The sequence below is a fragment of the Gabonia massiliensis genome, assembly GCF_001403595.1.
In the GTDB taxonomy this organism is placed as follows: Bacteria; Bacteroidota; Bacteroidia; order Bacteroidales; family Coprobacteraceae; genus Coprobacter; species Coprobacter secundus.
This window is the reverse complement of sequence record NZ_LN877940.1, coordinates 242,469-268,785: the sequence shown is the minus strand read 5'-3', so window position 1 is coordinate 268,785 and position 26,317 is coordinate 242,469. Positions and strand designations below refer to the sequence as shown.

Annotated in this window: 22 protein-coding genes and 1 tRNA gene; 16 read left to right on the top strand and 7 right to left on the bottom strand. The window is 35.4% G+C overall.

The window, feature by feature from the left end; all coding sequences use genetic code 11:
* Window positions 1-62 precede the first annotated feature (62 nt).
* Both BN2628_RS11160 and BN2628_RS11155 read left to right on the top strand, forming a co-directional pair.
* Complete coding sequence (locus BN2628_RS11160) at window positions 63-1,337, top strand: glycosyltransferase (RefSeq protein WP_055097267.1); 1,275 nt, start codon at window positions 63-65, stop codon at window positions 1,335-1,337.
* Window positions 1,334-2,086 (top strand): glycosyltransferase family 2 protein, encoded by a 753-nt coding sequence (locus BN2628_RS11155; protein WP_021929366.1) that lies wholly within the window; start codon window positions 1,334-1,336, stop codon window positions 2,084-2,086. The genes BN2628_RS11160 and BN2628_RS11155 overlap by 4 nt, the downstream gene beginning before the upstream one ends.
* A gap of 5 nt (window positions 2,087-2,091) precedes the next feature.
* Here BN2628_RS11155 and BN2628_RS11150 read toward each other — a convergent pair whose 3' ends face one another.
* Window positions 2,092-2,955 (bottom strand): alpha-1,2-fucosyltransferase, encoded by an 864-nt coding sequence (locus BN2628_RS11150; protein WP_055097265.1) that lies wholly within the window; start codon window positions 2,953-2,955, stop codon window positions 2,092-2,094.
* Window positions 2,956-3,029: 74 nt separating this feature from the next.
* On the opposite strand from BN2628_RS11150, the gene BN2628_RS11145 reads away from it, so the two are divergent.
* Window positions 3,030-4,019 carry a glycosyltransferase gene (locus tag BN2628_RS11145; RefSeq protein WP_021929368.1) on the top strand — a complete coding sequence of 330 codons (990 nt, stop codon included), beginning with the start codon at window positions 3,030-3,032 and terminating at the stop codon, window positions 4,017-4,019.
* 29 nt (window positions 4,020-4,048) lie between these two features.
* Here BN2628_RS11145 and BN2628_RS11140 read toward each other — a convergent pair whose 3' ends face one another.
* Both BN2628_RS11140 and BN2628_RS11135 read right to left on the bottom strand, forming a co-directional pair.
* Window positions 4,049-4,750: a DNA alkylation repair protein gene (locus tag BN2628_RS11140; protein WP_055097263.1), complete on the bottom strand. Its 702-nt coding sequence runs from the start codon at window positions 4,748-4,750 to the stop codon at window positions 4,049-4,051.
* A gap of 7 nt (window positions 4,751-4,757) precedes the next feature.
* Window positions 4,758-5,735 carry an NAD(P)-dependent oxidoreductase gene (locus BN2628_RS11135; RefSeq protein WP_055097261.1) on the bottom strand — a complete coding sequence of 326 codons (978 nt, stop codon included), beginning with the start codon at window positions 5,733-5,735 and terminating at the stop codon, window positions 4,758-4,760.
* A 378-nt stretch (window positions 5,736-6,113) separates the two neighbouring features.
* On the opposite strand from BN2628_RS11135, the gene BN2628_RS11130 reads away from it, so the two are divergent.
* The 8 genes from BN2628_RS11130 (at window position 6,114) to deoC (ending at window position 13,947) form a co-directional block, all read left to right on the top strand.
* A complete protein-coding gene (locus BN2628_RS11130) occupies window positions 6,114-7,346 on the top strand; it encodes a nucleoside recognition domain-containing protein (protein WP_021929372.1) in 1,233 nt (410 codons plus the stop codon).
* Window positions 7,347-7,473: 127 nt separating this feature from the next.
* Window positions 7,474-7,899 carry an rRNA maturation RNase YbeY gene (gene ybeY, locus BN2628_RS11125; protein WP_021929373.1) on the top strand — a complete coding sequence of 142 codons (426 nt, stop codon included), beginning with the start codon at window positions 7,474-7,476 and terminating at the stop codon, window positions 7,897-7,899.
* Between the two features lie 33 nt (window positions 7,900-7,932).
* On the top strand, window positions 7,933-9,807 hold the full coding sequence (gene mnmG, locus BN2628_RS11120) for a tRNA uridine-5-carboxymethylaminomethyl(34) synthesis enzyme MnmG (protein ID WP_055097260.1): 1,875 nt from the start codon (window positions 7,933-7,935) through the stop codon (window positions 9,805-9,807).
* A gap of 77 nt (window positions 9,808-9,884) precedes the next feature.
* On the top strand, window positions 9,885-10,409 hold the full coding sequence (locus BN2628_RS11115; protein WP_021929375.1) for an adenine phosphoribosyltransferase: 525 nt from the start codon (window positions 9,885-9,887) through the stop codon (window positions 10,407-10,409).
* A 2-nt stretch (window positions 10,410-10,411) separates the two neighbouring features.
* The gene (uvrC, locus tag BN2628_RS11110) at window positions 10,412-12,232 is read left to right on the top strand and encodes an excinuclease ABC subunit UvrC (RefSeq protein ID WP_055097258.1); all 1,821 of its coding nucleotides are present in this window, start codon (window positions 10,412-10,414) and stop codon (window positions 12,230-12,232) included.
* Window positions 12,233-12,283: 51 nt separating this feature from the next.
* Window positions 12,284-12,736 carry a D-aminoacyl-tRNA deacylase gene (dtd, locus tag BN2628_RS11105; RefSeq protein ID WP_044226669.1) on the top strand — a complete coding sequence of 151 codons (453 nt, stop codon included), beginning with the start codon at window positions 12,284-12,286 and terminating at the stop codon, window positions 12,734-12,736.
* 1 nt (window position 12,737) lies between these two features.
* Window positions 12,738-13,064 carry a nucleotide pyrophosphohydrolase gene (locus BN2628_RS11100; RefSeq protein WP_021929378.1) on the top strand — a complete coding sequence of 109 codons (327 nt, stop codon included), beginning with the start codon at window positions 12,738-12,740 and terminating at the stop codon, window positions 13,062-13,064.
* 1 nt (window position 13,065) lies between these two features.
* Window positions 13,066-13,947: a deoxyribose-phosphate aldolase gene (gene deoC, locus BN2628_RS11095; RefSeq protein ID WP_044226664.1), complete on the top strand. Its 882-nt coding sequence runs from the start codon at window positions 13,066-13,068 to the stop codon at window positions 13,945-13,947.
* A 75-nt stretch (window positions 13,948-14,022) separates the two neighbouring features.
* Here the strand turns inward: deoC and BN2628_RS11090 are convergent, their stop codons facing one another.
* Window positions 14,023-14,997: a polyprenyl synthetase family protein gene (locus BN2628_RS11090; RefSeq protein WP_055097256.1), complete on the bottom strand. Its 975-nt coding sequence runs from the start codon at window positions 14,995-14,997 to the stop codon at window positions 14,023-14,025.
* A 137-nt stretch (window positions 14,998-15,134) separates the two neighbouring features.
* On the opposite strand from BN2628_RS11090, the gene polA reads away from it, so the two are divergent.
* Complete coding sequence (gene polA / locus BN2628_RS11085; RefSeq protein WP_044227004.1) at window positions 15,135-17,915, top strand: DNA polymerase I; 2,781 nt, start codon at window positions 15,135-15,137, stop codon at window positions 17,913-17,915.
* A 61-nt stretch (window positions 17,916-17,976) separates the two neighbouring features.
* Here the strand turns inward: polA and nagB are convergent, their stop codons facing one another.
* The gene (gene nagB, locus BN2628_RS11080; RefSeq protein WP_044226657.1) at window positions 17,977-18,789 is read right to left on the bottom strand and encodes a glucosamine-6-phosphate deaminase; all 813 of its coding nucleotides are present in this window, start codon (window positions 18,787-18,789) and stop codon (window positions 17,977-17,979) included.
* 276 nt (window positions 18,790-19,065) lie between these two features.
* Between nagB and BN2628_RS11075 the strand changes: the two genes are divergently transcribed.
* Window positions 19,066-21,045, top strand: coding sequence for a glucosamine-6-phosphate deaminase (locus BN2628_RS11075; RefSeq protein WP_044227002.1), 1,980 nt, complete (start codon window positions 19,066-19,068; stop codon window positions 21,043-21,045).
* A gap of 223 nt (window positions 21,046-21,268) precedes the next feature.
* Here the strand turns inward: BN2628_RS11075 and BN2628_RS11070 are convergent.
* Window positions 21,269-21,342 (bottom strand) — tRNA-Asn (locus BN2628_RS11070).
* Window positions 21,343-21,514: 172 nt separating this feature from the next.
* Here BN2628_RS11070 and BN2628_RS11065 point away from each other — a divergent pair.
* From BN2628_RS11065 to BN2628_RS11055, 3 genes are all read left to right on the top strand, one after another.
* Entirely contained in the window at window positions 21,515-22,522 is a 1,008-nt protein-coding gene (locus tag BN2628_RS11065; RefSeq protein ID WP_044226654.1) for an adenosine kinase, read from the top strand.
* A gap of 138 nt (window positions 22,523-22,660) precedes the next feature.
* On the top strand, window positions 22,661-24,367 hold the full coding sequence (locus BN2628_RS11060) for a S41 family peptidase (RefSeq protein WP_044226651.1): 1,707 nt from the start codon (window positions 22,661-22,663) through the stop codon (window positions 24,365-24,367).
* Window positions 24,368-24,378: 11 nt separating this feature from the next.
* Window positions 24,379-24,915, top strand: a complete 537-nt coding sequence (locus BN2628_RS11055) for an NUDIX domain-containing protein (protein ID WP_021931740.1) — start codon at window positions 24,379-24,381, stop codon at window positions 24,913-24,915.
* A 4-nt stretch (window positions 24,916-24,919) separates the two neighbouring features.
* On the opposite strand, the gene BN2628_RS11050 is transcribed toward BN2628_RS11055, so the two are convergent.
* Window positions 24,920-26,296 carry a mechanosensitive ion channel family protein gene (locus tag BN2628_RS11050; RefSeq protein ID WP_044226648.1) on the bottom strand — a complete coding sequence of 459 codons (1,377 nt, stop codon included), beginning with the start codon at window positions 26,294-26,296 and terminating at the stop codon, window positions 24,920-24,922.
* Window positions 26,297-26,317 lie beyond the last annotated feature (21 nt).

Here is a 26,317-nt window from a genome sequence, read left to right as displayed (position 1 = left end):
TTCAAAGTAGAAAATAATGAGAGAAAAATCGTACCTTCGTATTCAAATCGTGATTCTGTTTTATGAAAGTTTTGCTTATCAATACATCTGAAAATACCGGTGGAGCGGCTATTGCTTGTAGCCGTCTGATGTCGGCCCTCAAAAACAACGGGGTAAATGTAAAACTACTTGTAAAAAAGAAAATTTCAAATAATCCCGATATTATTGGTGTCGAACAAAATACAATACAACGATATCTTGGACTTCTCAAATTTGTATGGGAACGTTTTATCATTTTTATTAATAATCATTTTTCAAAAAAAAATCTTTTCTCAGTATCGATTGCAAATACTGGATTCAATTTGGTTTTACGTAAAGAAGTTCGAGAGGCTGATATCATCCATCTTCATTGGATAAATCAAGGATTTTTGTCTTTATCCGATATAAAAAAACTAACGACTTTAGGTAAACCAATCATATGGACACTACATGACCTATGGCCCATAACTGCCATATGCCACCATCCGAGAACATGTAATAAATATACCTCCCTATGTCAAAATTGTCCTCAACTGCAAAAGCCTGCACCACATGATCTTTCTTATCGTATATGGAAGAAAAAAAATTTCTTAGCACAATCGTATATTACGTTCGTCAGTGTAAGTCAATGGCTATGCGATAAAGCTCGACAAAGCAATATCTCAAAAACATCATTGAACCTGGTAATCCCCAACACAATAGACACTCAAATATTTTATCAGCAAGATAGGAATAAAATAAGGGAAAAATTGTCCATTTCTAAAGATAATTTCGTTATTTTGTTTGGAGCAGCAAAACTAAATGACCCGATAAAAGGATTCGATTTACTTTGCCACGCCATATCTTTATTACCAATAGAACAAATAAAAAAGCTACATCTACTTATGTTTGGAGGAATAAAGAACGATGAGAACTTTCTCAACACTATTCCGTGTAAATACACTTATATGGGGAAATTATCAGATATCTCAATGATAGCTTCACTATACTCTGCTGCAAACGTTACTGTTGTCTCATCTCATTATGAAACATTTGGGCAAACGTTAATAGAATCTATGGCCTGTGGTACCACGGTTGTCTCCTTTGATCAAGGAGGACAAACAGATATAATAGACCACTTAGATAATGGTTATCTCGCCAAATATCCATCAGTCGAGGACTTGAGCAAAGGCATATTATGGGCATATGAGCAGAAAGACAATCCTTCTCTGCAAGACAAATGTATCGAAAAAGTTAAAAAAAACTATACAGAAGACATTATAGCAACACATTATAACCACCTTTATCAAAGGTTACTGTCAACAAAACAAAAACAATGATACAACCCTTATTTTCAATCATAACAATTACATGGAACGCTCATAAAACTATAGAAGTCACACTTAACAGCGTAGCCGACCAAACATATAAAAACTACGAATACATTGTAATAGATGGTGCGTCAGATGATGGTACAATTGATATTCTCGATAAAAACAGACATCTGATAAATATCTTAATAAATGAGCCTGATAACGGACTTTATGATGCAATGAATAAAGGTTTGAATCTTGCAACCGGTGAATATGTTATATTCTTGAATGCCGGAGACACATTTTATAATAACAAAACTTTAGAGAATATATATCATTCGATAGGCTACTCTCGTCCCGATATAATTTATGGAGAAACCGCTTTGGTTGACCTAAACCGAAATTTTATCGGGATGAGACGATTAAAGGCTCCCGAACAACTATCATGGAAAAGCTTCCGTATGGGAATGCTTGTCTGTCACCAAGCATTTATCGCCAAACGCAGCATTGCCCCAAATTACGATTTGGCTTATCGTTTTTCCTCTGATTTTGACTGGTGTATAAAATGTATGAGATCTGCCCAAACGTTATTTAACACCCACCAAATATTGATAAACTATCTGAATGAAGGGGCGACGACAAAAAACAGAAAAGCCTCCCTCCAAGAACGATATAACATTATGGTTAAATATTACGGAAAAACTACAGTAAAAATATTACATATATGGTTTGCTATACGTTTTTTATTCGCCAAAATATTCAAGAAAAATGCATAAACATATCAAAAAACAGGTATCTTAATCCAACTTTTCGGTACAATACCGACAGCATCTGTATGGTTAAACCATTTGTTTGGCGTTAAAACGATTTTGTTTTTATTCGGATTTAGCCATGCAGCCCACCAACTAAAAGAGCTATTTGCTATAATATGGTGACGGCAACAACTCATAAGATACATATCTTGCCAACTATCTTCTCCCTGATTCCAGTCTATGATACATCTGTTTTCTAACTGCAAATTTTCTTCCACCCAATTTATATCATCAGAAAATAAATAAAAACATATATTATTATCCAGACGCTGACGGATAAAATCTATTGCTTTATGATAATAATCCAGAGAACAAATACCTCCATGCATAGCCTTGGCTTCCGGAAGATTTTCATAATCTCCCCGGCGAACATGAATACTCACCGATAATTCTCGACGCATTTTAGAAGCAATAGCTTTTGTTTTTTCAGATAAAATATTTACATTAAATTGAAATGCTTCACGAATCATTGGTTCAATATCTACAAAATAACCCTCATTCTGCCAATAACCGCGATAATAACGATATGGACGCAATCCACGATAAACAGGTTCATCAAATTCACACTCAGAATGCTCATACAAAGACTTTACAAAATGTTTTGCAAAACTTCTTTTTTGCAGATTACGATGCAATCTGTTCGAGATAGGGCAAAGAGAAAGATTGAACACCTTTTCAAGTTCCAGACCATAATGTCTATCATAAGTTTTCATAGCTTCTATATCGACATATAGCCTGTCCCAGATATGACTTTTATTTTTTAAATAAAGGAAAAAAGCATATTGAAACATCTGATTTCCCAAGCCTCCTATTATCTCTACAATACGCACCATTATAAGCTTTTTTAAAGCAAAAATAATACAATTAATTTATTATATCTATATTTGCATTTAAACTCGCAATATATATGCTACATTCCATAGACCTTTCCGTAATTATACCCGTCTATAATGTTGAAAAATATCTACCGCATTGTTTAGAATCCGTATTAATACAAGCAGATAACAACATAGAGGTAATTGCTATAAACGATGGTAGTATCGATAAGTCACCAGAAATATTAGATCAATATGCAACCCAATATCCTTCTCTCAAAATAATAAATCAGCCCAATCAAGGAGTATCAGCTGCACGACAAAAAGGAATAACTGTAGCTCACGGTAAATATATTCTTTTTTTGGATGCTGATGATTTTCTTGAAGCCTCATCATTAAGTATTCTATACAAAAAAGCTATTGAAGCAGACGCTGATATGGTTCTTATGGATTATTATACCTATAATCCTGATGATCAAAAAAAAACATATATCCAACAAATCTCAATCCACCAATATAGCCAAGCATCTTTGCTAAAACAAATGTTTTGTGCAGAAAGGGCATGGGCAGTATGGTCATATATTGCTAAAAAAGAATTGCATGAAACTATAAAATATAATTTGGTATCGGACTTATCTATAGGAGAAGATGCTGTATATACCACACAAATTGTTCTCGCTGCACACAAGATAACCTCGATAAATAAGCCTCTTATCAACTATGTTTCCCGACCCGACTCTGTCACTCAACAAAAAAATATTTCTGACCGACAATTTAGCAGTTATCTAAAATTTCCACAACGCATATACGATTTGCTCTACCCTAGCTATTTATATCCGGAATTAAAGGAAAGTATTGCCTATGTATTTTTACGTGCATGTTATGAAACGTTTTACTTTCATCATTTCAAAAATGCCGCCACAATAGCTCGACTTGCATACCGGCAACAACAAGTCATCAAATCAAAAAAACTATTAAATAACTTTGGGAAATGGTTTTATAAGGCAATACGATATTATCATATACACCCTTTTTTAGGAAACTTATATATAAAAAAATGTTTGAAAAGAGGAAAAATATAATGCATTTCCAATAATCAAGCTATATATATTTATTTTTTCATAAAATAGGAACGCTCCTCTGGTGAAAATTTCTCAATAGAATAACGCAACATCGTACGGGGCATAATATGCGCACGCTGTTCTAAATAATCGACCAATATCTTTTTATTTCTTTTACCTACTTCTCGCAACATCCATCCGACAGCCTTACGAATAAGGTCTTGTTCGTGCTGCAACAATATATCAGCAATCTCCAATGTATCTCTAAACTGTCCTTCCCGTATATACAACCATGTTGAGACAATAGCAATCCTCTGTTCCCAAAAATTATCACTTTTAGCCAGACTATATAATATACTCCGGTCTTTATCTATCAAATAACGTCCAACAATTTGGTAAGCTGTCAAGTCCACTAAATCCCAATTATTTATCGCATAAGTATGTAATAAATAAGAATCAAATATGGTTTTTCTTGTTTGATTATCAGATTGTTCAAAAAGCGCAACCATCAGCAAAAGCCCCAACATCCGGCACTCATGTATAGACTCATCTAATAACACTTCAGCCTCCGACAAAGAGACTTCCTTCCTATATCGTTTTGCAATTGACCGTATAATTGGGACAGGAACTCCGATGAAACAATCTCCTTCCCCATAAGCCCCTTTACTTGTTTTAAAAAATCGACTTAAAACTTTTGATTTTTCATCATCCGAGAAAGATAAAAGTATTTCTTTTATTTGCTGTGCATTCATTGATTTTCTACTTCAAATTTACTTTTGCAACAGGACCATTCCCTTCAAAAAAATTGATAATATTTCGGGACACATAAGCTGCCATCTCATGTCGAACATCAATAGTTTGTGTTCCTGTATGCGGATTCATTACTACATTATCCATTTCTAATAATTCTGGAGAAGGATAATCTCCAAATTCAAAAACATCTAAACCTGCACCCCAAATTTTTTTACCTTTCAATGCTTCAATCAAAGCCTTCTCATCAACAAGAGGCCCTCTTGCAGTATTAATCAATACAGCCTGACTCTTCATTAACCCCAGCTCTCTCTCCCCTATCAAATGATAAGTTTCTTTACTAAACGGAGCATTTACCGATACGATATCAGACCTCATCAATAATTCATCTAAAGATAAAAAGGTAGCATTATATAAATTCTCGATAGCAGGTTCCAAACGACGACGATTATGGTACACCACCTTCATACCTGACGATAAAGCTCGTCTGGCCAAAGCCTGTCCAATACGTCCCATACCGATAATACCTATGGTTTTCCCATATAAAGAAAGGCCTAAATTTCCCAATAGCTCAACTTTCACTGCACCCGGTATACGCAAGCGACGATCTAATTCTGATATTCTACGACAAACCGAAAGTATCAACCCCATCGCTTGGTCAGCCGTAGGTTCTGTAACCGGATCTGGAGTATTCGTTACTTGAATCCCTTTCTTCGTCGCATAAGAAATATCTATATTATCATACCCCACTGCATAATTTGATATAATCTTCAATTTAGGAGCAGCATCTATCAATTGTTTATCAACAGGAAAATTAAACATAGACTGTAAAGCATCATATTCCGAAATCATATCCAAAACTTCATCATACGAAAAACTCTCTTTCCCTTCCGGAGGAAAAGTAACGTCATACTTTTTTATCAGTTCAGAATAACCCGGGCGAAACATATTATAGGTTACCAGCACTTTCTTTCTTATACCAACCATCGAATTTATATTTAGACAAAACAAAATTAATAAAAATATACTTTATCTTATACATTCAATTTTAAATACTCAATCCCATACTAAATGAAGCATCACTCGACAAATCGTAAAAATAAAAATTAGCACAAGAAAATATTATTTAACAAAATAGCTTTTATTTTTTCGGGTAGATATTCAAATAAAAATTTTTATCAAAATCTCACACTGTCATTTTAAAAATAGCACATTGTAAATCAAATATTTACTATGATTTTTACAATACAAAATCATCATCTTAAAAAATTATACATCTTATAAAAAGAAAGAATAAGGCACTAAAAAAATGGGAATCAGACAAATTTGCATAATTTTGTCATCAACCCCTAATATTAGCATACAATGATTTTAAATTACATTTGGATCGCCTTCTTCCTGATTGCATTTGGTATAGCAATTATCCAGTCCCTATTTTTTGGAAATCTCCAAATATGGTCAGATATCATGAATTCATCTTTTTCTTCAGCCAAAACTGCATTCGAAATCTCATTAGGATTAACCGGAGTTTTATCATTATGGTTAGGATTAATGAAGATTGGAGAACAGGGAGGAGTAATAGCATTTTTTTCACGTCTAATAAGCCCGTTATTTGGAAAACTCTTCCCAGATATTCCCAAAGGACACCCAGCTTTTGGGTCTATTTTTATGAACGTATCAGCCAATATGCTTGGTCTCGACAACGCAGCAACACCCTTAGGGCTCAAAGCAATGAAAGAGTTACAAGAACTGAACCCACAAAAGGATACTGCCAGTAACCCGATGATAATGTTTCTTGTACTTAATACGACAGGACTTACACTCGTTCCTTTAGGAGTTATGGTATATAGGGCCCAAATGGGAGCAGCAAACCCGTCTGACATATTCCTACCAATCTTAATTGCAACCTATTTCTCAACAATGGCAGGATTAATTGCAGTCTGCTTAAAACAAAAAATTAACCTATTTGACAAAGTCATACTTTCATCTATTTTAGGATTAACAATTATAATAGGAGGTATAATCTGCTTTTTCATAGGATTACCGCAAGAAAAAGTTTCTTTATATTCGAGCTTCGGTGCAAATTTTATTCTTTTTTGTATTATTATCGGATTTATTATCGCAGGAATACACAAACGAATAAATATATATGACGCATTTATCGAAGGAGCAAAAGAAGGTTTTAAAACAGCCGTTACTATAATTCCATATCTGGTAGCGATGTTAGTTGCTATCGCTATTTTCAGAGCCTCAGGAGCAATGGATTATATTATTTCAGGATTGTCCTCTGTCATCAATGCTTGCGGCATTGATTCAGGCTTTGTCGGAGCTCTTCCCACCGCACTAATGAAACCCCTAAGTGGAAGTGGAGCCAGAGGTATGATGGTGGACGCCATGGCGACTTACGGGGCAGATTCTTTCGTTGCTCGAGTTGCCTCCACAATACAAGGCTCCACCGATACAACTTTCTATATTCTTGCTGTTTACTTTGGAAGTGTAGGTATTCGAAATACACGATACTCTGCAGGCTATGGACTATTTGCCGATTTCGTAGGTATTGTTGCTGCAATATGTACAGCATATATTTTTTTCAAATAACCTATTATAATTTGCACTTTATAATTGAGTAAAGAAGCATTAGAGTATTTGCTTTCTATCCCTGTCTTTTCACTAAAAGATTATTATCTTTGTAGTCATAGAATTATATCTAAAAAATTATAATTATATGGCGATAAGCTACTATGCCGAAGAAGTTAGTTTCCCTGCTATAAAAAAGAGAGAAACAAGTGAATGGATACGTCGTGTTGCAGAAAAACATGGTAAAAAATGCGGAGATATAGCTTACATTTTTTGCTCGGATGAAAAAATTCTTGCTGTAAATCGAGAATATCTTCAACACGATTATTATACAGATATCATTACGTTTGACTACACACAAGGGAATCGTATCAGTGGAGACATTTTTATAAGCATAGATACAGTTTCCAGCAATGCTGAAGAATATCACACTTCTTTAGATGAGGAAATTCATCGAATAATAATACATGGTATCCTCCATTTATGTGGAATAAATGATAAAGGAGAAGGTGAACGAGAGGTGATGACCGCTCATGAGAATGACGCATTAAAAATGAGATTTCCAAGTTTGTGAAATTAAATAGTTAATACAGAAAAGAGTTATTATATGAAATTCAATTATGATGTGATAGTAGTAGGTGCAGGACACGCCGGTTGCGAAGCTGCATGTGCCGCAGCAAATCTCGGTTCAGAGACACTTCTCATCACAATGGATATGAACAAAATAGCCCAAATGAGTTGCAATCCTGCTATTGGAGGTATAGCAAAAGGGCAAATTGTAAGAGAGATTGATGCTTTAGGAGGATTTACCGGTATTGTCACTGACCAAACAGCGATACAATTCCGAATGCTAAACCGCTCGAAAGGTCCTGCAATGTGGAGTCCTCGAGCACAAAATGACCGAGCCAAATTTATTGAGACTTGGCGTAGAATAATCGAAAATACCGAACATCTTTCCATCTGGCAAGATACTGTAAACAAACTTATCATAAAAGAACATACTATTACCGGAGTGATAACTAGCATGGGTGTAACTTTCACAGCTCGATCAGTAGTCATTACATCCGGAACATTTATGAATGGTCTAATGCATATCGGTAAAACGCAACTCCCCGGTGGAAGAATTTCGGAACCTGCATCATACGGAATATCCGAACAATTAAAAGAAGAAGGTATTATTGTTGGACGAATGAAAACCGGGACTCCTGTACGCATAGATGGACGAAGTGTCGACTTCAATCTCTTGACAGAACAAACCGGAGAAAACGATTTTCATAAATTCTCATACCTCAATTTTGAACCTAGAAAATTAAAACAACAAAGTTGTTGGATTACATATACCAATGAAGAAGTACATAAAATATTGAAAGAGGGCCTGCCAGATTCTCCCCTTTTCAACGGACAAATAAAAAGTATAGGTCCTCGCTATTGCCCAAGTATAGAAACAAAAATAGTCACTTTTCCAGATAAAACTGAGCATCAATTATTTTTAGAGCCAGAAGGTGAAACAACCCATGAATTTTATCTAAATGGTTTTTCTTCCTCTCTACCTCTCAACGTACAGTTGAATGCTCTACAAAAAATACCAGCATTCCGAAATATCCAAATATATAGACCCGGATATGCAATCGAATATGATTACTTTGATCCGACACAACTAAAACACACTTTAGAAACCAAAGCAATAAACGGGTTATTTTTTGCAGGACAAGTAAACGGGACTACAGGATATGAAGAAGCCGCCGGACAAGGTCTCATTGCCGGAATAAATGCTCACTTAAAATGCCATGGGAATAATGAATTTATTTTAGGTAGAAACGAAGCATATATAGGAGTTCTTATCGATGATTTAGTAACAAAAGGTGTTGATGAACCATATCGTATGTTTACCTCACGAGCCGAATATAGAATACTATTGCGCCAAGATGACGCGGATATGCGACTAACCGAGAAATCATTTAAAATAGGATTAGCCTCTAAAGAAAGATACAGGCAATTAATCGAGAAAAAAGAACATCGAGATCGTATTATCAACTTTTCTCGCAACTACTCGGTAAAAGCTCAGTATATAAACAGCCAGTTAGAACAAATGGGAACATCTCCCTTAAAACAAGGAGTAAAACTAATAGACCTAATACTAAGGCCTCAACTGACAGTAAAATCTGTAGCCTCTATTATTCCCGCTTTACAAGATCAATTAGAAAAAATTCCTAATAGACAAGAAGAGATTATCGAAGCTGCCGAGATTTTAATGAAATACGAAGGTTATATAGAGCGAGAACAAATGATTGCCGATAAAATCAGTCGACTTGAAAATATACGAATCAAAGACAAATTTGATTATAATTCCATAAAACAAATATCAATAGAAGCAAGACAAAAATTGGCACGGATAAATCCGGATACTATTGCACAAGCATCAAGAATTCCCGGCATATCGCCAAGTGACATCAATATTCTTTTGATACTGTTAGGACGATAATGTTTCACGTGGAACAATAGAAAGAAAAGCTTTAGATAAGCCACTTAAAATACAGATAAACAAACAAATATACAACTATGTCAATAGAAAAAATTAAAAACAAAGTTCGCAGCGTACACGATTTTCCACAAAAAGGCATCGTATTTAGAGACCTAACAACCGTATTTAAAGACCCAGAGTGCTTACATGAACTCAGTATTTTATTGACTGATTTATATAAAGGCAAAAACATAACTAAAATTGTAGGTATAGAATCAAGAGGGTTCATAATGGGACCTATTTTAGCGAATAATTTAGGAGCAGGATTTATTCCAATGCGAAAACCTGGCAAACTACCTGCAGACACGTGGAGCGAGAGCTATGACAAAGAATATGGGAAAGATACAATAGAAATACACAAAGATGCATTAGACTCAAACGACATAATTGTTTTACACGACGATTTATTAGCTACTGGAGGAACAATGCTCGCTGCATATAATTTAGTAAAACGATTTAACCCCCAAAAAATATATGTAAATTTCATTATAGAATTAGAATTTCTAAAAGGGAGGAACGTCTTTCCATCTGAAATTGAAATTGAAGCTCTCATCAAATATTAAGTATCTTGACCGAAAAAAAAGAACATATTAAAAACATTCTTGCCCTCCTCCCCGATACGCCAGGGGTATACCAATATTTCGATAAAGAGGGTAAAATAATTTACGTTGGGAAAGCTAAAAATTTAAAAAGACGAGTCAGTTCCTATTTTAACAAAACTCATGACTCTATCAAAACGAATGTCTTAGTAAAAAATATTTGTGATATAAAATATATCGTAGTAAAAAGTGAAGAAGATGCATTACATTTAGAAAACAGCCTCATTAAAGAATATAAACCTCGATATAATGTATTGCTCAAAGACGATAAAACGTATCCTTGGATCACTATCAAAAATGAGCACTTTCCCCGCATATTCTTAACTCGGAAAATCATAAAAGACGGTTCTAAATACTATGGGCCTTACGCCAATGTACATATTGCTAAAACAGTACTCGAATTAATCAGAGATTTATTCCCCATACGGACTTGCCATTTAGCCCTTACTCCCGAAAATATAAAGAAAAAAAAATTCAAAGTATGCCTTCAGTATCATATCAAAAACTGTAAAGGCCCGTGTGAAAACTATGAAAATGAAACCGAATACATGGAATATATTTCTCAAATACGACAAATCCTAAATGGTAATACCCAACAATTATGTGACCACTTAGTTGCCGAAATGCAAAAACTATCTTCTGAACTAAAATTTGAAGAGGCTCAATCGGTCAAAGAAAAATATTTACTTATCGAAAAATATAGGGCCAAATCAGTCATAGTAAGTACGACCATCCATAATACAGATGTTTTCTCTTACGATGAAGACGGGAATTCTGCATTTGTAAATTATCTACACATCCGTAACGGATCCATCGTACAAAGCTTTACAATAGAATTCAAAAAACGTTTAAACGAAGCAAAAGAAGATATTTTAGCATTAGGAATAGCTGAGCTCCGTACACGATTCAAAAGCTTATCTAAAGAAATTATTGTGCCTTTTCTACCTGATTTGAAATTTGAAAATGCCGAATTTATCGTTCCACAAAGAGGAGATAAACGTAAATTACTTGAAATATCCGAACAAAACGTAAAACAGTACAAAATCGACAAATTGAAACAATCAGAAAAAATGAATCCGGAGCAAAAAAGCACACGCCTGATGAAAGAAATACAGAAAGAACTTGGTCTACAAAAGCTCCCATTACAAATAGAATGTTTCGATAACTCAAATATACAAGGTTCTGATGCAGTCGCTGCCTGTGTTGTATTCAAAAAGGCCAAACCATCGAAAAAAGACTACCGAAAATACATTATAAAAACAGTAAATGGTCCTGATGATTATGCTTCAATGCAAGAAGTTGTAAGAAGACGTTATCAACGTGCAATAGATGAAGGAACTACGCTACCTGATTTGATAATCACCGACGGAGGCAAAGGTCAAATGGAAGTAGTGAGAAAAGTTGTTGAAGATGAACTCCATCTGAACATACCGATCGCAGGTTTAGCAAAAGATAATAGACACCGGACATCGGAATTACTATTCGGGTTCCCTCCCCTTGTAATAGGGCTTAAACAACAAACCCCACTCTTTCATCTTATGGAACAAATACAGAATGAAGTACATCGGTTCGCTATAAGCTTCCATAGAGATAAACGTAGCAAATCTCAAGTTACCTCAGAATTGGATACTATCAAAGGAATAGGACCTCAGACCAAAAACCTATTGCTCACTCATTATAAAAGTGTAAAACGCATACGAGAAGCTTCATTAAACGAACTTACAGAACTTATAGGAAGTTCTAAAGCCAACACTCTTATAAATGCATTACAAAAAAAGAAAGAATAAATACTTTAGTTTTATAAAATAAAAGTGTATCTTCGTCTATAATGAATTAATATGAGAACTTTAATACAAAGAGTACAACATGCGTCTGTCAGCATCGACGGCAAACTAAAATCATCCATAAAAAAAGGTCTCCTTATATTAGTTGGAGTGGAAGACGCAGACTCATTAGATGATGCTTTGTGGTTAGCAAAAAAGATAATAAACCTACGAATATTTGATGATAAAAATGGCATCATGAATTTATCTGTACGAGATATAGATGGAGAAATCTTAGTTGTCAGCCAATTCACGCTACATGCCTCAACCAAAAAAGGCAATAGACCTTCATACATAAAAGCATCAAAGCCTGACCATGCCATACCCATGTATGAAGGATTTTGCCAATATATATCCCAGGAAATCAACCACGATATTAAAACAGGGGAATTCGGAGCCGATATGAAAGTAGAATTGCTTAATGATGGCCCGGTCACAATTTGGATAGACTCTAAAAATAAAGAATAAAATGACAATACAAGAAGCACAAGAAACTGTTGATAAGTGGATTAAGGAGTATGGTGTTCGTTATTTTAGTGAATTAACCAATATGGCGATTCTTACTGAAGAAGTTGGTGAAGTAGCCAGAATAATAGCCAGAAAATATGGAGATCAATCCTTTAAAAATAAGGAGACAGACATGGATTTGGGAGATGAAATGGCCGATGTTTTATGGGTCCTTCTATGCCTCGCCAATCAAACTGGTATAAATTTGACTGATGCCTTACAAAAAAATTTAGAAAAGAAATCCCAAAGAGATAAAGACCGACATATCAATAACCCTAAACTTCATTAAAATGGACAAATACAACGAGACCCTTAAAGGATACGCTACTGAGCTGAACGACGAAACAGTAAAGCTAAATGTAGAAAAAATCTTACGTGACAACCTGGAAAAAAATAGCCGAAGCGAGATATATCAGCTCTTATTCAGCTGTATCGATTTGACTACATTAAAAACAACCGATTCCAATATTTCGGTAGCAGCATTTACCAAAAGGGTAAATGATTTCGAAAATGAACATCCAGACATGAAAAATGTAGCAGCAATATGTGTTTACCCCAATTTTACTTCTACCGTAAGAATGAACTTGGAAGTATCAGAAGTAAATATAGCTGCCGTATCTGCAGGATTTCCCTCCTCTCAAACGTTTACTGAAGTAAAAGTGGCTGAAACATCCATGGCCGTCGCTGACGGAGCCGACGAAATAGATATCGTCATAAATGTTGGTGAATTTTTAGCTGGCGAATATCAAGAAATGTGCGATGAGATAGAAGAAATAAAGTCTGCTTGTCGTAATGCCCATTTAAAAGTAATTCTTGAGACCGGGGCATTAAAAACTGCATCTAACATAAAAAAAGCATCCATTCTATCTATGTATTCAGGAGCAGATTTTATCAAAACCTCAACAGGGAAATTAGAGCCTGCTGCGACACTAGAGGCTGCATACGTCATGTGCCAAGCCATTAAAGAATATCATGACAAAACTGGTCGCATGGTAGGGTTCAAGCCTGCAGGAGGAATAGTAACGACAGAAGATGCTGTAAAATATTATTGTATTGTTTCAGAGATATTAGGTCCGGAGTGGCTCAATAAACAATTTTTCCGGATTGGAGCCAGCCGTTTAGCAAATAATTTACTGAGTTCTATCGCTGGAAAAGAGATGAAGTTTTTCTAAAACCTAAAATATAGCCCTATGGAAAAGAACTTTTCCATAGGGCTATATTTTCTAATCTTCTTCCTTCTTCAAGTCTTATTTTTTTCTCTCAATCGTATAATCGAGAATCGATTTTAAAGATGCAGTTATCGGTGTATCTCCAAAACTTGATAAAACTTCATATCCTTCACTCCTAAGACGCTCCATAACATTCTCGGCATATTGTATACCCCCATTGCCCCGAGCGAACATAATCAAGGAATTTACCTCATCTGCAGATAATACATTCTTTTTAAGGAGCTCACTCATAAAGGCAGCCTCATCCTTATTGCCATGCTGCAGTGCATAAAGTAAAGGTAAAGTTACTTTCCCTTCACGTATATCATTACCCGTAGGTTTGCCAATAGAAGTATCCTCATAATAATCAAATATATCATCTTTTATTTGAAAACAAAGGCCCAATTTCTCCCCAAAAGTCATCAACTTGCAAGTCTCTTCCAACGGAGCAGAAACAGACAGTGCCCCCATCTGCATACAAGAGACAAACAACGATGCCGTTTTTTGCCGAATTACATCAAAATAAGCTTGCTCATCAATTAAATGATGTTCAACATTAGATATTTGGTCAATCTCCCCTCTCGCCAATTCTCTACCTAAAGTACCCAAAGTATCAACTATTGAAATCATACCCGTTTTCACGGCACACTTCAAAGCACAAGATACAAAATAATCTCCGACCAACACAGCAATACGATTATCCCATACCCCATTTACAGTTTTTCGTCCTCTGCGTTGTAACGATTCGTCAACTACATCATCATGGATAAGACTGGCATTATGTAACAATTCTATACCCGCAGCTGCATTGATTGTCGACTCATTTATACTTCCACATAAACTGGCAGAAAGCATTACCAATAAAGGCCTTATCTGCTTTCCTTTCACACCCAAATAATAGTCCACAACCGAATTCATCAAATCACTATCGGTCTGTAAAGCAGCCCTAATTGTCATATTAAGGCTCTCCAGTTCTTTCTGAATTGGTTGCTGTATTGTCGAAAGCTTATCCATATTACATTAATGATGTGCAAAAATAGTAATAAAACAAAAGAATCTGCATATTTATTGTAAATTTACCCGAAATATCAGATAAAAATCCTATATTTAACTTGAAAGAAATAAAATACATTCATTATTCGTCAGAACAAATGCAAGAAAAAAAATTATTCCTTTTAGATGCGTATGCTCTTATTTACAGGTCATATTACGCATTTATCAAAAATCCGAGAATCAATTCGAAAGGATTAAATACATCGGCAATCTTCGGTTTCGTAAATACCCTTGAAGACGTTTTGAAAAAAGAACATCCGACACATATCGCTGTAGGGTTTGATCCCGCAGGGCCAACCTTCCGCCATAAAGCTTACGAGCAATATAAAGCCCAAAGAGAAGCTACACCCGAAGATATTCGAAAAGCCATTCCTATTATAAAAGATATAATAAAAGCCTATAACATTCCTATTATCGAAGTAGCAGGATATGAAGCTGACGATGTAATAGGCTCTATGGCCCAACTTGCCGAAAAAGCCGGATATGACACATACATGATGACTCCCGACAAAGATTATGGGCAATTAGTCTCAGACCATATTTTTATCTACAAACCTAAATATGGAAGTAATGGCTTTGAAATAAGAGGAATAGAAGAAATCAAACAAAAGTTCGGAATCGAACAGCCCAAACAAGTTATTGATATTTTGGGATTGATGGGAGACACTTCAGATAATATACCCGGATGTCCTGGAATTGGAGAAAAAACTGCAACTAAATTGATACAAGAATTTGGAAGCATAGAAGAATTACTAAACAATACAGATAAACTTAAAGGTGCTCTCCGTAAAAAAGTAGAAGAAAATATTGAACAAATAAAATTTTCAAAATTCCTGGCCACTATAAAAACGGACGTTCCTTTGACCTTTGACGAAGAAGAACTCTGCCGTTGTCCAGTAGATGCCGACAAACTTCGCGAAATCTTCGATGAGCTTGAATTCAAAAATTTAGCAGAAAGAGTATTGGGTGAAACTATTAACAAAGCAACTATTACAAATGCACCCATTCAAGGCTCCCTCTTTGACGTATTTACAGACAACTTCCAAGATGAAAAAAAATATTCAATTCTCAGCGAGTTAAAATCGACCCCACACTATTATTATTTAATTGATAATGAGAACAAAATGCAAGATTTAGCCCAAAAATTAAATCTCGCTGATTCGTTTGCATTTGATACAGAAACAACAGGTATCGAACCGATGAGAGTAGAATTAGTCGGTTTGTCTTTTTCTCTGCAAGAAAATGAAGCATATTACATACCTATTCCCCCAAACAAAGAAGAAGCAAAACGCATTGTTAATATCTTCAAAGAAGCATTAGAAAATGTAAATTCTTTAAAAATCGGCCAAAATATTAAATACGACTATATCGTATTGAAGAATTATGACATCACTGTTAAAGGTCAATTTTTCGATACGATGATTGCCCATTACCTTTTACAACCAGAGCAAAGACATAACATGGACTACTTGGCTGAAGTATACTTACACTACAAAACTATTCCGATAGAGGAGCTTATAGGTCCTAAAGGAAAAGGACAACTATCCATGAGAGATGTTCCTCTTGAAAAAATTTGTGAATATGCAGCTGAAGATGCAGACATTACTTTAAAACTAAAAAATGTACTGGAAAAAGAACTCCACAAAGAAAACCTGGAAAATCTATTTTATACCATAGAAATGCCTTTAGTCAGAGTATTAAGTGAAATGGAAATTACCGGAGTAAATGTTGATACTGAAGTTCTTTCCCAATACTCTCTCCTACTCTCAAATAAAATTGATATCCTCGAAAAAGAGATTTACGAAATGGCTGGTACCGAATTTAATGTCAGCTCAGCCAAACAAGTCGGAGAAATTTTATTTGACAAGCTCAAAATAGATGAAAAAGCAAAGAAAACAAAGACAGGTCAATATTCCACAACAGAAGAAGTGCTTGAAAAACTACGTTCAAAACATCCCATTGTCGGTAAAATTCTGGAACAGAGAGGTATCCGCAAGCTTCTTAGTACATATATCAACGCATTACCTGAACTTATAAACCCCACAACAGGGAAAATACATACTTCATTTAATCAGACAGTCACAGCAACTGGCCGATTAAGCTCCAGTAATCCCAATCTTCAAAATATACCCATACGAGATGACGAAGGAAAAGAAATACGACGAGCATTTATCCCCGACAAAAATTGTGTGTTCTTTTCTGCTGATTATTCTCAAATAGAACTCCGAATAATGGCAGATTTAAGCGGAGACCAAAACATGATAGATGCATTCTGCTCCGGAGAAGATATACATGCTATCACCGCCTCCAAAATCTATAAAATACCTATTTCGGAAATTAGTAAGGATATGCGAAGAAAAGCAAAAACAGCTAATTTTGGCATTATTTATGGAATATCAGTTTTCGGATTGTCCGATAGACTAAATATTCCCAGAAGTGAAGCAAAAGAACTTATCAATGGATACTTCGAAACTTACCCTCATATAAAAGAATACATGAACAAAAGTATTGATATAGCTCGTGAAAAAGGATACGTCGAAACGATAAGCGGACGCAAAAGAATGTTACCCGATATCAATTCAAAAAATGCGATAGTTAGAGGATATGCCGAAAGAAATGCAATCAATGCTCCAATACAAGGAAGTGCCGCCGATATCATAAAAATAGCAATGGTACGTATATATAATAGATTTGAGCAAGAAGGCCTTCGCTCTAAAATGATTTTGCAAGTCCATGATGAGCTTAACTTTAATGTATATATCGATGAGATAGAAAAAGTTTGTAAGATTGTTAAGGAAGAAATGGAAAATGCTTATAAATTAAAAGTCCCTCTAATTGCAGATTCTGGAATCGGTAAAAATTGGTTAGAGGCCCACTAAAAAAGACAAAAACAGCCTATTCAATGAATAGGCTGTTTTTGTCTTTTTTAGCAACATGAAATTATTTTATCAATGTGTCAGGATTGATATTGTCTTTTTCTATATCCTTAAAATATTTATAAGTCTGCACCTTCAGTTCTGCTGTAGCAGCTTCATCACAAACTATGATACTATACTTATGCATTTGTAATGCACTGATGGTCCACATTTGGGAAATACCACCTTCTACCCCATGTTGAAGAGCACGAGCCTTATTATGACCATTTACAATAATCAAAACACTTTTTGCATCCATAACCGTACCTACACCAACTGTTAAAGCCGTTTTAGGGACAAGGTTCACATCATTATTAAAAAAACGAGAATTTGCAATAATCGTATCTTGCGTCAAAGTCTTAACGCGTGTCCGAGACGTCAAAGATGATCCCGGTTCATTAAACGCAATATGTCCGTCAGGACCAATTCCTCCCAAAAACAAATCAATACCTCCTACTGATTTGATTTTTTCCTCATAACGCTCACATTCTTTTACCGGATCCTCAGCATTTCCATTCAAAATATTTACATTATCCGGATTAATATCGATATGATTAAAAAAGTTGTTCCACATAAAAGAATGATAACTTTCCGGATGATTCTTTGGCAAACCTATATATTCATCCATATTAAAAGTAACTACATTCTTAAAAGATACTACTCCTTTTTTATTAAGCTCAATCAAATTCTTATACATCTTTAAAGGTGAGGACCCTGTTGGAAGTCCCAAAACAAAAGGCTTTCCAGCAGTCGGATTGAACTCATTGATGCGTGCAGCTACATAATTAGCGGCCCATCGAGATACGTTCTCATAATCGGGCTGAATAATTAATCTCATAATCGTATAGTTTTAATGTGTTCCATCGATATCATGGTATATCACTCTCATGTACTTTTAGAAAGATACACCATCTCATTATTCGTCAAAAGTAAACATTTTATATGGATTACACATAATTTTAACAGATAAAATACATAAAGGCAGAGTTTCAAAATTTTGGTACTTTTATAATACAAAAACAAGGTAAAATACCTATTATTTACTATGCTGAAATTTGTTCAAAAACACAAAAAAGATGTACCTTTGCTATTCACCTTAAAAATACACACATTTATGAAAGCTAATTTAAGTTCTCAAATCAAGCTTGACCGCACACCAAAACGATATTATCGACCGGCCAATGCTTTTGAACGGACTGCCCTTACCCGTTTTGAGAAAATTCAGACCGAAATTTATGAAAGTACAGAAGAGGGGTCATCTCAAATTGCCAAAGAAGTATCTGACCTGATTCGTAACCGTAAAAAAGAGGGACGTTTTTGTGTAATGGCTTTAGGTTCTGGACCGGGAACTCATTCTGTGTATAAAGAGTTAGTTCGCTTGCACAGAGACGAGAAATTAAGTTTTTCTAACGTCATAGTATTTAATATCAGCGAATTTTATCCTTTAGACGAAACAGCTCCCGGTACAACTCGTATATTACAGGAAACTCTACTCAATCAAGTAGATATAGACCCAACCAACGTATTTACTCCCCGAGGAACTACTGAAAAAGAAGGTGTATTCGAATTCTGTAAAGAGTATGAAAAAAGCATTGAAAATTATGGAGGTTTAGATCTTGCTCTTCTTGAAATCGGTCCATTAGGAAATCTCGGATTCAATGAACCCGGTTCTCAAGCAAACTCTTCTACCCGTCTTATGCTTATCGGAAGCGAGTCTCGCCACAATGCTTCCGGGATGTTCTCTTCGACAGAAAGCGTACCTGGTAGTGCTATCACGATGGGTATCTCTACTATATTAGGAGCTAAAAAACTAATTCTTATGGCTTGGGGTGAAAATAAAGCTGCCATAATAAAAGGTGCTATTGAAGGAAATGTCACCGATGCTTTACCCGCAAGTTACCTGCAACTTCATAAAGACGCTAAAGTTGTACTGGATTTATCAGCTGCAGAAAATCTAACTCGAATAAGTACTCCTTGGCTGGTAACTTCTTGTGAATGGAATGACAAACTAATCCGCCGTGCTATTGTCTGGTTATGTAAAATTACTGGAAAACCCATTTTAAAACTTACGAACAAAGACTACAATGACAACGGTCTTAGTGAGTTATTGGCTCTTTACGGATCGGCATACAACGTCAACATCAAAATATTCAATGACCTTCAACATACAATTACCGGATGGCCCGGAGGAAAACCTAATGCTGATGACACCTTCCGTCCCGAAAGAGCAAAACCTTATCCCAAAAAAGTAATTGTATTCAGCCCTCACCCTGACGATGATGTCATATCTATGGGAGGAACATTAAAACGCCTCGTTGACCAACATCATGATGTACATGTCGCATATGAAACTTCTGGCAATATAGCTGTAGGAGACGAAGATATGATGCGTTATGTCATGCTTATGCAAAGTATCGCCAAGGAATTTCAATTCGAGACTCCTGAAGCAATGGCTAAACTCGAAGAAATCACCGAATTTGTAAAGCAAAAAAAAGATGGAGATATAGACTTAAAATTAATACGTTATCTAAAAGGTCAAATTCGTCAAGGCGAAGCCCGCACAGCATGTAATTATATTGGGGTCAAACCGGAAAATGTACACTTTTTACAACTGCCATTCTACGAAACAGGAACTATAAAAAAAGGAGAATTATCTGAAGCAGACCGAGACATTGTAAAAAATTTATTATTGGAAGTAAAACCCGATCAAATTTTTGTTGCCGGAGACTTGGCAGACCCTCATGGTACCCACCGAGTTTGTTTGGATGCTGTATTAGCAGCCATAGATGATGTTAAAAATGACAAGTGGATGAAAAATTGCCGGGTATGGATGTACCGAGGTGCATGGGCTGAATGGGAAATCGACCACATAGAAATGGCAGTACCTATCAGTCCTGAAGAACTTCGTCAGAAAAGGAACTCTATTCTGAAACATCAATCTCAAATGGAAAATGCTCCATTTTTAGGCGATGATGAACGCTTATTCTGGCAACGTTCTGAAGATCGGAACCGGGCTACAGCCAATCTATATACGCAATTAGGTTTGGCGTCATACGAAGCTATAGAAGCCTTTGTAGAATATCACCCACAATAAAGTAATGTAATATCTCGAATTATTAATAACAAATCTGATTTATATAAGTGTTTTCTGTACATCAAAAACAGAAAACACTTTTTTATAGTCGGACTTCAGAAAAAACATCCCATTAACAATATTACAAATACCTGATTCGAACTCTTTTTACCCGAAAGCAACATAACCAAGCTGGATTTAAACATAAAAACAAAAAAAGCTTGTATCTCTACAAGCCTTTTTGCTCTTCAGGTAGGACTTGAACCTACGACCCTCTGATTAACAGTCAGATGCTCTAACCGACTGAGCTACTGAAGAAGTTCACATTTCCTTAAAAATGCAGTGCAAAAGTAATGTGTTATTTCCAATTATGCAATATATTTGCAAAAAATTTTTCGGAGATAAAAAACTTGTCATAGATTAAGCAATATAAATATCAATCTTAAAAGACAAGTTTTCGGATATTTATGTGCTGTTAAAAATAATTTTAATGAAAATTTTAGGACTAGGAAATGCCCTGACAGATGTATTAGCAACGTTACAATCTGATGAATGTATAAATGAAATGGGGTTGCTTAAAGGTGGTATGCAACTTATAGATGAAGACAAATTGCTAAAAATTATGTCTACATTTGAAGACTTCGACACGGTTTTAGCTTCGGGTGGATCCGCAGCCAATGCCATTTCCGGACTGACTCGTATGGGTATATCTGCAGGGTTCATTGGAAAAATAGGACAAGATAGCTATGGGCACTTCTACAAAGAAGACATGGAAAACAATGGGGTTGTCACCTATTTGCAAGAAAGCAACATAGCATCAGGGTGTGCCATGACTATGATTACTCCAGACGGAGAACGTACATTTGGTACCTACTTAGGCGCAGCAGCAACACTTTCTGCCGAAGATTTACATCCAGATATGTTTTACGGGTATGATATGCTGCACATCGAAGGCTATCTTGTACAAGATCCTAAACTTATACGAAAAGCCGTAAAGTTGGCACAAAATGCCAGACTCAAAATTTCTCTCGATATGGCAAGCTATAATATCGTAAACGCTAATTTAGAATTTTTCAAAGAGCTAATACAAGAATATGTTGATATAGCTTTTGCTAATGAAGAAGAAGCACTTGCATATACAGGAGAAGAGCCACAAAAGGCAGTAAGCATATTGGCTAAAGATTGTGAAATAGCTATTGTAAAATGTGGCTCGCAAGGCTCTATTATACAAAAAGGAAACGAAATTTTTAACGTTAAAGCAACTCCAGCCAAATGTATCGATTCTACAGGAGCTGGTGATTTATATGCTGCAGGATTCATATACGCTTTATCCCAACATTATTCATTAGATACCGCCGGAGAAATAGGTTCTATTTTATCCGGTAATGTCATTGAAGTAATCGGAACAAAAATGGATGATGCTCGCTGGGAAAATATAAAAAAAGAGGTGAATATCCTGGTACAAAAGAAAGAACAGTGTAATGTTTTCGAATCTTAAAACCCTTTTTTGACTACAAAAACAATTAAATTCATTTTTTTTAGTGAAAAATAAGGGAGAAAAAGGTATTCTTTCATTTTTGACTTTTAACTTTACACGTTAACAAAAAGAATAGTTCAAATACGAAACATTTAGAATATGAAAAAAGCACATTTATTCTATAAAACTACAATATCAATTGTAATTGCTTTTCTTATCATTATGGCTGCTTCCTCAGCGGGGCCTGATAAACGCAACTTTGAAATTTCCAAAAATCTCGAAATATTCAATGCCCTTTATAAAGAATTGAATATGTTCTATGTAGATACTATCAACTCCGAAAAAACAATATCAAGAGGTATCAACTCAATGTTAAGCAGTCTCGACCCTTATACAAATTATATACCGGAATCTGAACAAGAAGATTTTCGATTTATCACTACGGGAGAATACGGTGGTATCGGGTCTCTTATCGTTACTCGAGACAGTGCGACTTATATTTCAGAACCATATGAAGGCATGCCTGCACAACTGGCCGGATTGAAAGCCGGAGACAAACTTATAAAAATAGATGGTAAGTCATTAGAAGGTCTCTCTTCATCTCAAGTCAGCGAACGGTTAAAAGGTGTGGCCAACACAGTAGTAAAAGTTACAGTAGAACGCCCAGGAACTAAAGAACCTATAACCAAAGAAATCGTTAGAAAAAAAATAGTTATGAATGCAGTTCCTTACCATGGAGTAGTAAGTGACAGCATAGGATATATATATCTTACAAGCTTTACCGATAAAGCAGCAAGTGAAGTAAAAAGTGCATTATTAGACTTAAAAAAGAACCATAATATAAAAGGCTTAATTCTCGATTTACGAGGCAATGGTGGAGGGATTTTAGATGAAGCAGTACAAATTGTAAATTATTTTGTTCCCAAAGGTAAAGAAGTCCTTTCTACTCGAGGTAAAATAAAACAATGGGACCGCACTTATAAAACGACCCAAGAACCCATTGATACAACAATACCTTTAGCTGTATTGGTCAATAGTGGCTCTGCTTCTGCATCCGAGATTGTGGCTGGTGCATTACAAGACCTCGATAGAGCTGTTATCATCGGTGAACGCACTTACGGGAAAGGCTTAGTACAATCTACCCGGTCCTTACCTTATAACGGAACATTAAAAGTGACAACTGCAAAATATTATATCCCCAGTGGACGACTTATACAAGCCATAGATTACTCTCACCGGAATCCGGACGGAAGTGTAGGCCGAATTCCCGATAGTCTTACTACGGCTTTTAAAACAGCCAATGGGCGTATTGTTCGTGATGGTGGAGGTATCAATCCAGATATTAAGACCAGAAATGATAGCATAGAAAATAAAAAAGGAAATATTGCATTCTATTTATTAAACGATATGTTATTTTTCGATTTTGCTACAGATTATGCCTTAAAACACCCTTCAATAGCTCCTGTAAAAGACTTCAAATTAACTGACCAGGATTTCGAAGATTTCAAGGCCTTTGTTAAATCCAAAAATTTCACATACGACAAGCAAAGCGAAAAAATATTAAAGAACCTGAAAGAAGTTGCTAAATTTGAAGGATACCTCGATGATGCAACCGAAGAATTTAACGCTTTAGAAAAAAAACTGAACCATAATCTGGATAAAGATTTAAATATCTCTCGCTCAGACATAGAAGAACTACTTTCATTAGAAATTGTAAAACGCTACTATTATCAAAAAGGAGAAATAATACAATCATTAAAAACCGACGACGATTCCAAAAAAGCAATAGAAATACTGAGTAACCAGACCAAATATAAAAACATACTAAATCCTGTTGCCAAAGAAACCATATCAAAAAAGAAATAAAAATTCTAACTGTGGAAACTTTTAACCATCCATTACGGCTTTTCCAATTTTGTCCTAAATGCGGCTCTGGACATTTTATTGAAAATAATAAACAGTCCAAGCGGTGTGAGGCCTGTGGTTTTGTTCTTTATTTCAATCCTAAAGGAGCTGTTGTAGGTATTATCACAAATGAGAAAGGAGATATTTTGGTCTGTCGAAGAGCCAAAGAACCAGCCAAAGGTATGCTTGACCTCCCGGGTGGTTTTATGGATTCATTTGAAACAGCAGAAGAGGCTGTCGCCAGAGAAATAAAAGAAGAAACCGGACTTTCCGTAACAAACGCTCAATACTTATTCTCATTGCCTAATACTTATCTATATTCGGGATTTGAAGTCCATACAATTGATTTGTTTTTTTTATGTCAAGTAACGTCGCTCCAGCTCCTTGTACCCCAAGATGATGTCGAATCTTGCCAGTTTATGCCTAAAGAACAGATACATCCTGAAAATTTTGGTCTTGCTTCAATCCAAAAAGGAATAAAAATTCTTCTAAATCGACAAATAATATAAGAATTTAATTCGTTTTCGGGGCATCGGTATTATCTACGTCAATAGCTTTATTTTCCTTTGTAATACTATTCAGCATTATATCAGGATCTTTTCCGGCAGAAATATAGGCCTGAGCCCAATAATCTCTTCCAGACGCATTTTGAAACACATGTAATCCGAAACGGGGCATGATAGAGACAAAATGTTCCATAATTTCAGACTGTATCGATTCATAACTCTCCCATACCTTATCAGCCGAAAAACAATATACCTCAAGCGGAATGCCATTTGCATCAGGAGCAAGTGTTCGCACCATAAGTGTCAAATTCTTATTTACAAATGGATGTTGCTCTAAATAAAGAGTCATATATGCCCTGAATACCCCCAAATTTGTCTCAATCGTACCGTTTACCAAACCTGCAGAATTTTCTGTATTCTGCACCTTTCCTTCAGCTTGTTGCTCTTGCTTTTTATTTATATAATCTGTCAATAAAGGTATCTTTTTCCATTCTTCCAACATATCAGGAGTACAAAAACGTATCCCATTCATATCGATGGTATACGAACGCATGATGCGTCTTCCTCCTGAATCGGCCATTCCTCTCCAATTTTGCAACGAACCGGAAATCAATGTATAAGGAGGAATTGTCAATGTAGTATTATCAAAATTCTGTACTTTCACTGTATTCAACGTAATATCCATCACTACTCCATTTACCTGAGTTCCAGGAACAACAATCCAGTCGCCCTTTCTTATCATATCATTTTGAGCCAATTGCACTCCTGCAACAAAACCTAAAATACTATCTTTAAACACCAACATAAGAACAGCTGCGAAAGCTCCCAATCCGGTAATCAAGTTCATTGGTGATTTATTGATTAACAATGAAACAATAACAATGGTTGCTAAACCTGCAATTATACCTTTTGTAATTTGTAGCAATCCCTTCAACGGACGATTTCGCATTGCATCACTTCGCGAGAGAATATGCCAAATTGTTGTTAGGAACATATTTATATATATCACAAAAACGATTATCAAATATATCCAGCAAAACCGTGTAATCACTGACAACAAATGAGGCGACTCTTCAAACGCAAATGGCAATAAAGAAATAATCATCAATGGAGGAATAAGAGAAGCAGACCTTGAAAAAATTTTTCTTTCCACCAATATACGTAAAATGTCACTTTTACTTTTAGAAAGCAAACGAAGAAAGATGTAATGGATAATAATGCGAGATATCCACCCAATCATAAACGATATGCCGATTATTAATACGACATAAATCATTTCTTCCCATTCATCCAAGTGGAAACGAGAAACTCCAAATTCTGTCAATATTTGTTTAATAAAATCTATCAAACTTCCCGCAAACTTATCTGATTTTTCTATATCCATGACTATATATTTGTATCTCTA

Excerpts from the sequence above, each read along its gene's own strand:
- BN2628_RS11160 (WP_055097267.1), top strand. The coding sequence starts at position 63 with ATGAAAGTTTTGCTTATCAATACATCTGAAAATACCGGTGGAGCGGCT.
- BN2628_RS11050 (WP_044226648.1), bottom strand. The coding sequence starts at position 26,296 with ATGGATATAGAAAAATCAGATAAGTTTGCGGGAAGTTTGATAGATTTT.
- BN2628_RS11150 (WP_055097265.1), bottom strand. The coding sequence starts at position 2,955 with ATGGTGCGTATTGTAGAGATAATAGGAGGCTTGGGAAATCAGATGTTT.
- polA (WP_044227004.1), top strand. The coding sequence starts at position 15,135 with ATGCAAGAAAAAAAATTATTCCTTTTAGATGCGTATGCTCTTATTTAC.
- BN2628_RS11065 (WP_044226654.1), top strand. The coding sequence starts at position 21,515 with ATGAAAATTTTAGGACTAGGAAATGCCCTGACAGATGTATTAGCAACG.
- deoC (WP_044226664.1), top strand. The coding sequence starts at position 13,066 with ATGGACAAATACAACGAGACCCTTAAAGGATACGCTACTGAGCTGAAC.
- BN2628_RS11075 (WP_044227002.1), top strand. The coding sequence starts at position 19,066 with ATGAAAGCTAATTTAAGTTCTCAAATCAAGCTTGACCGCACACCAAAA.
- BN2628_RS11155 (WP_021929366.1), top strand. The coding sequence starts at position 1,334 with ATGATACAACCCTTATTTTCAATCATAACAATTACATGGAACGCTCAT.
- ybeY (WP_021929373.1), top strand. The coding sequence starts at position 7,474 with ATGGCGATAAGCTACTATGCCGAAGAAGTTAGTTTCCCTGCTATAAAA.
- BN2628_RS11145 (WP_021929368.1), top strand. The coding sequence starts at position 3,030 with ATGCTACATTCCATAGACCTTTCCGTAATTATACCCGTCTATAATGTT.
- BN2628_RS11140 (WP_055097263.1), bottom strand. The coding sequence starts at position 4,750 with ATGAATGCACAGCAAATAAAAGAAATACTTTTATCTTTCTCGGATGAT.
- nagB (WP_044226657.1), bottom strand. The coding sequence starts at position 18,789 with ATGAGATTAATTATTCAGCCCGATTATGAGAACGTATCTCGATGGGCC.
- mnmG (WP_055097260.1), top strand. The coding sequence starts at position 7,933 with ATGAAATTCAATTATGATGTGATAGTAGTAGGTGCAGGACACGCCGGT.
- dtd (WP_044226669.1), top strand. The coding sequence starts at position 12,284 with ATGAGAACTTTAATACAAAGAGTACAACATGCGTCTGTCAGCATCGAC.
- BN2628_RS11115 (WP_021929375.1), top strand. The coding sequence starts at position 9,885 with ATGTCAATAGAAAAAATTAAAAACAAAGTTCGCAGCGTACACGATTTT.
- BN2628_RS11130 (WP_021929372.1), top strand. The coding sequence starts at position 6,114 with ATGATTTTAAATTACATTTGGATCGCCTTCTTCCTGATTGCATTTGGT.
- BN2628_RS11135 (WP_055097261.1), bottom strand. The coding sequence starts at position 5,735 with ATGGTTGGTATAAGAAAGAAAGTGCTGGTAACCTATAATATGTTTCGC.
- BN2628_RS11100 (WP_021929378.1), top strand. The coding sequence starts at position 12,738 with ATGACAATACAAGAAGCACAAGAAACTGTTGATAAGTGGATTAAGGAG.
- BN2628_RS11090 (WP_055097256.1), bottom strand. The coding sequence starts at position 14,997 with ATGGATAAGCTTTCGACAATACAGCAACCAATTCAGAAAGAACTGGAG.
- BN2628_RS11060 (WP_044226651.1), top strand. The coding sequence starts at position 22,661 with ATGAAAAAAGCACATTTATTCTATAAAACTACAATATCAATTGTAATT.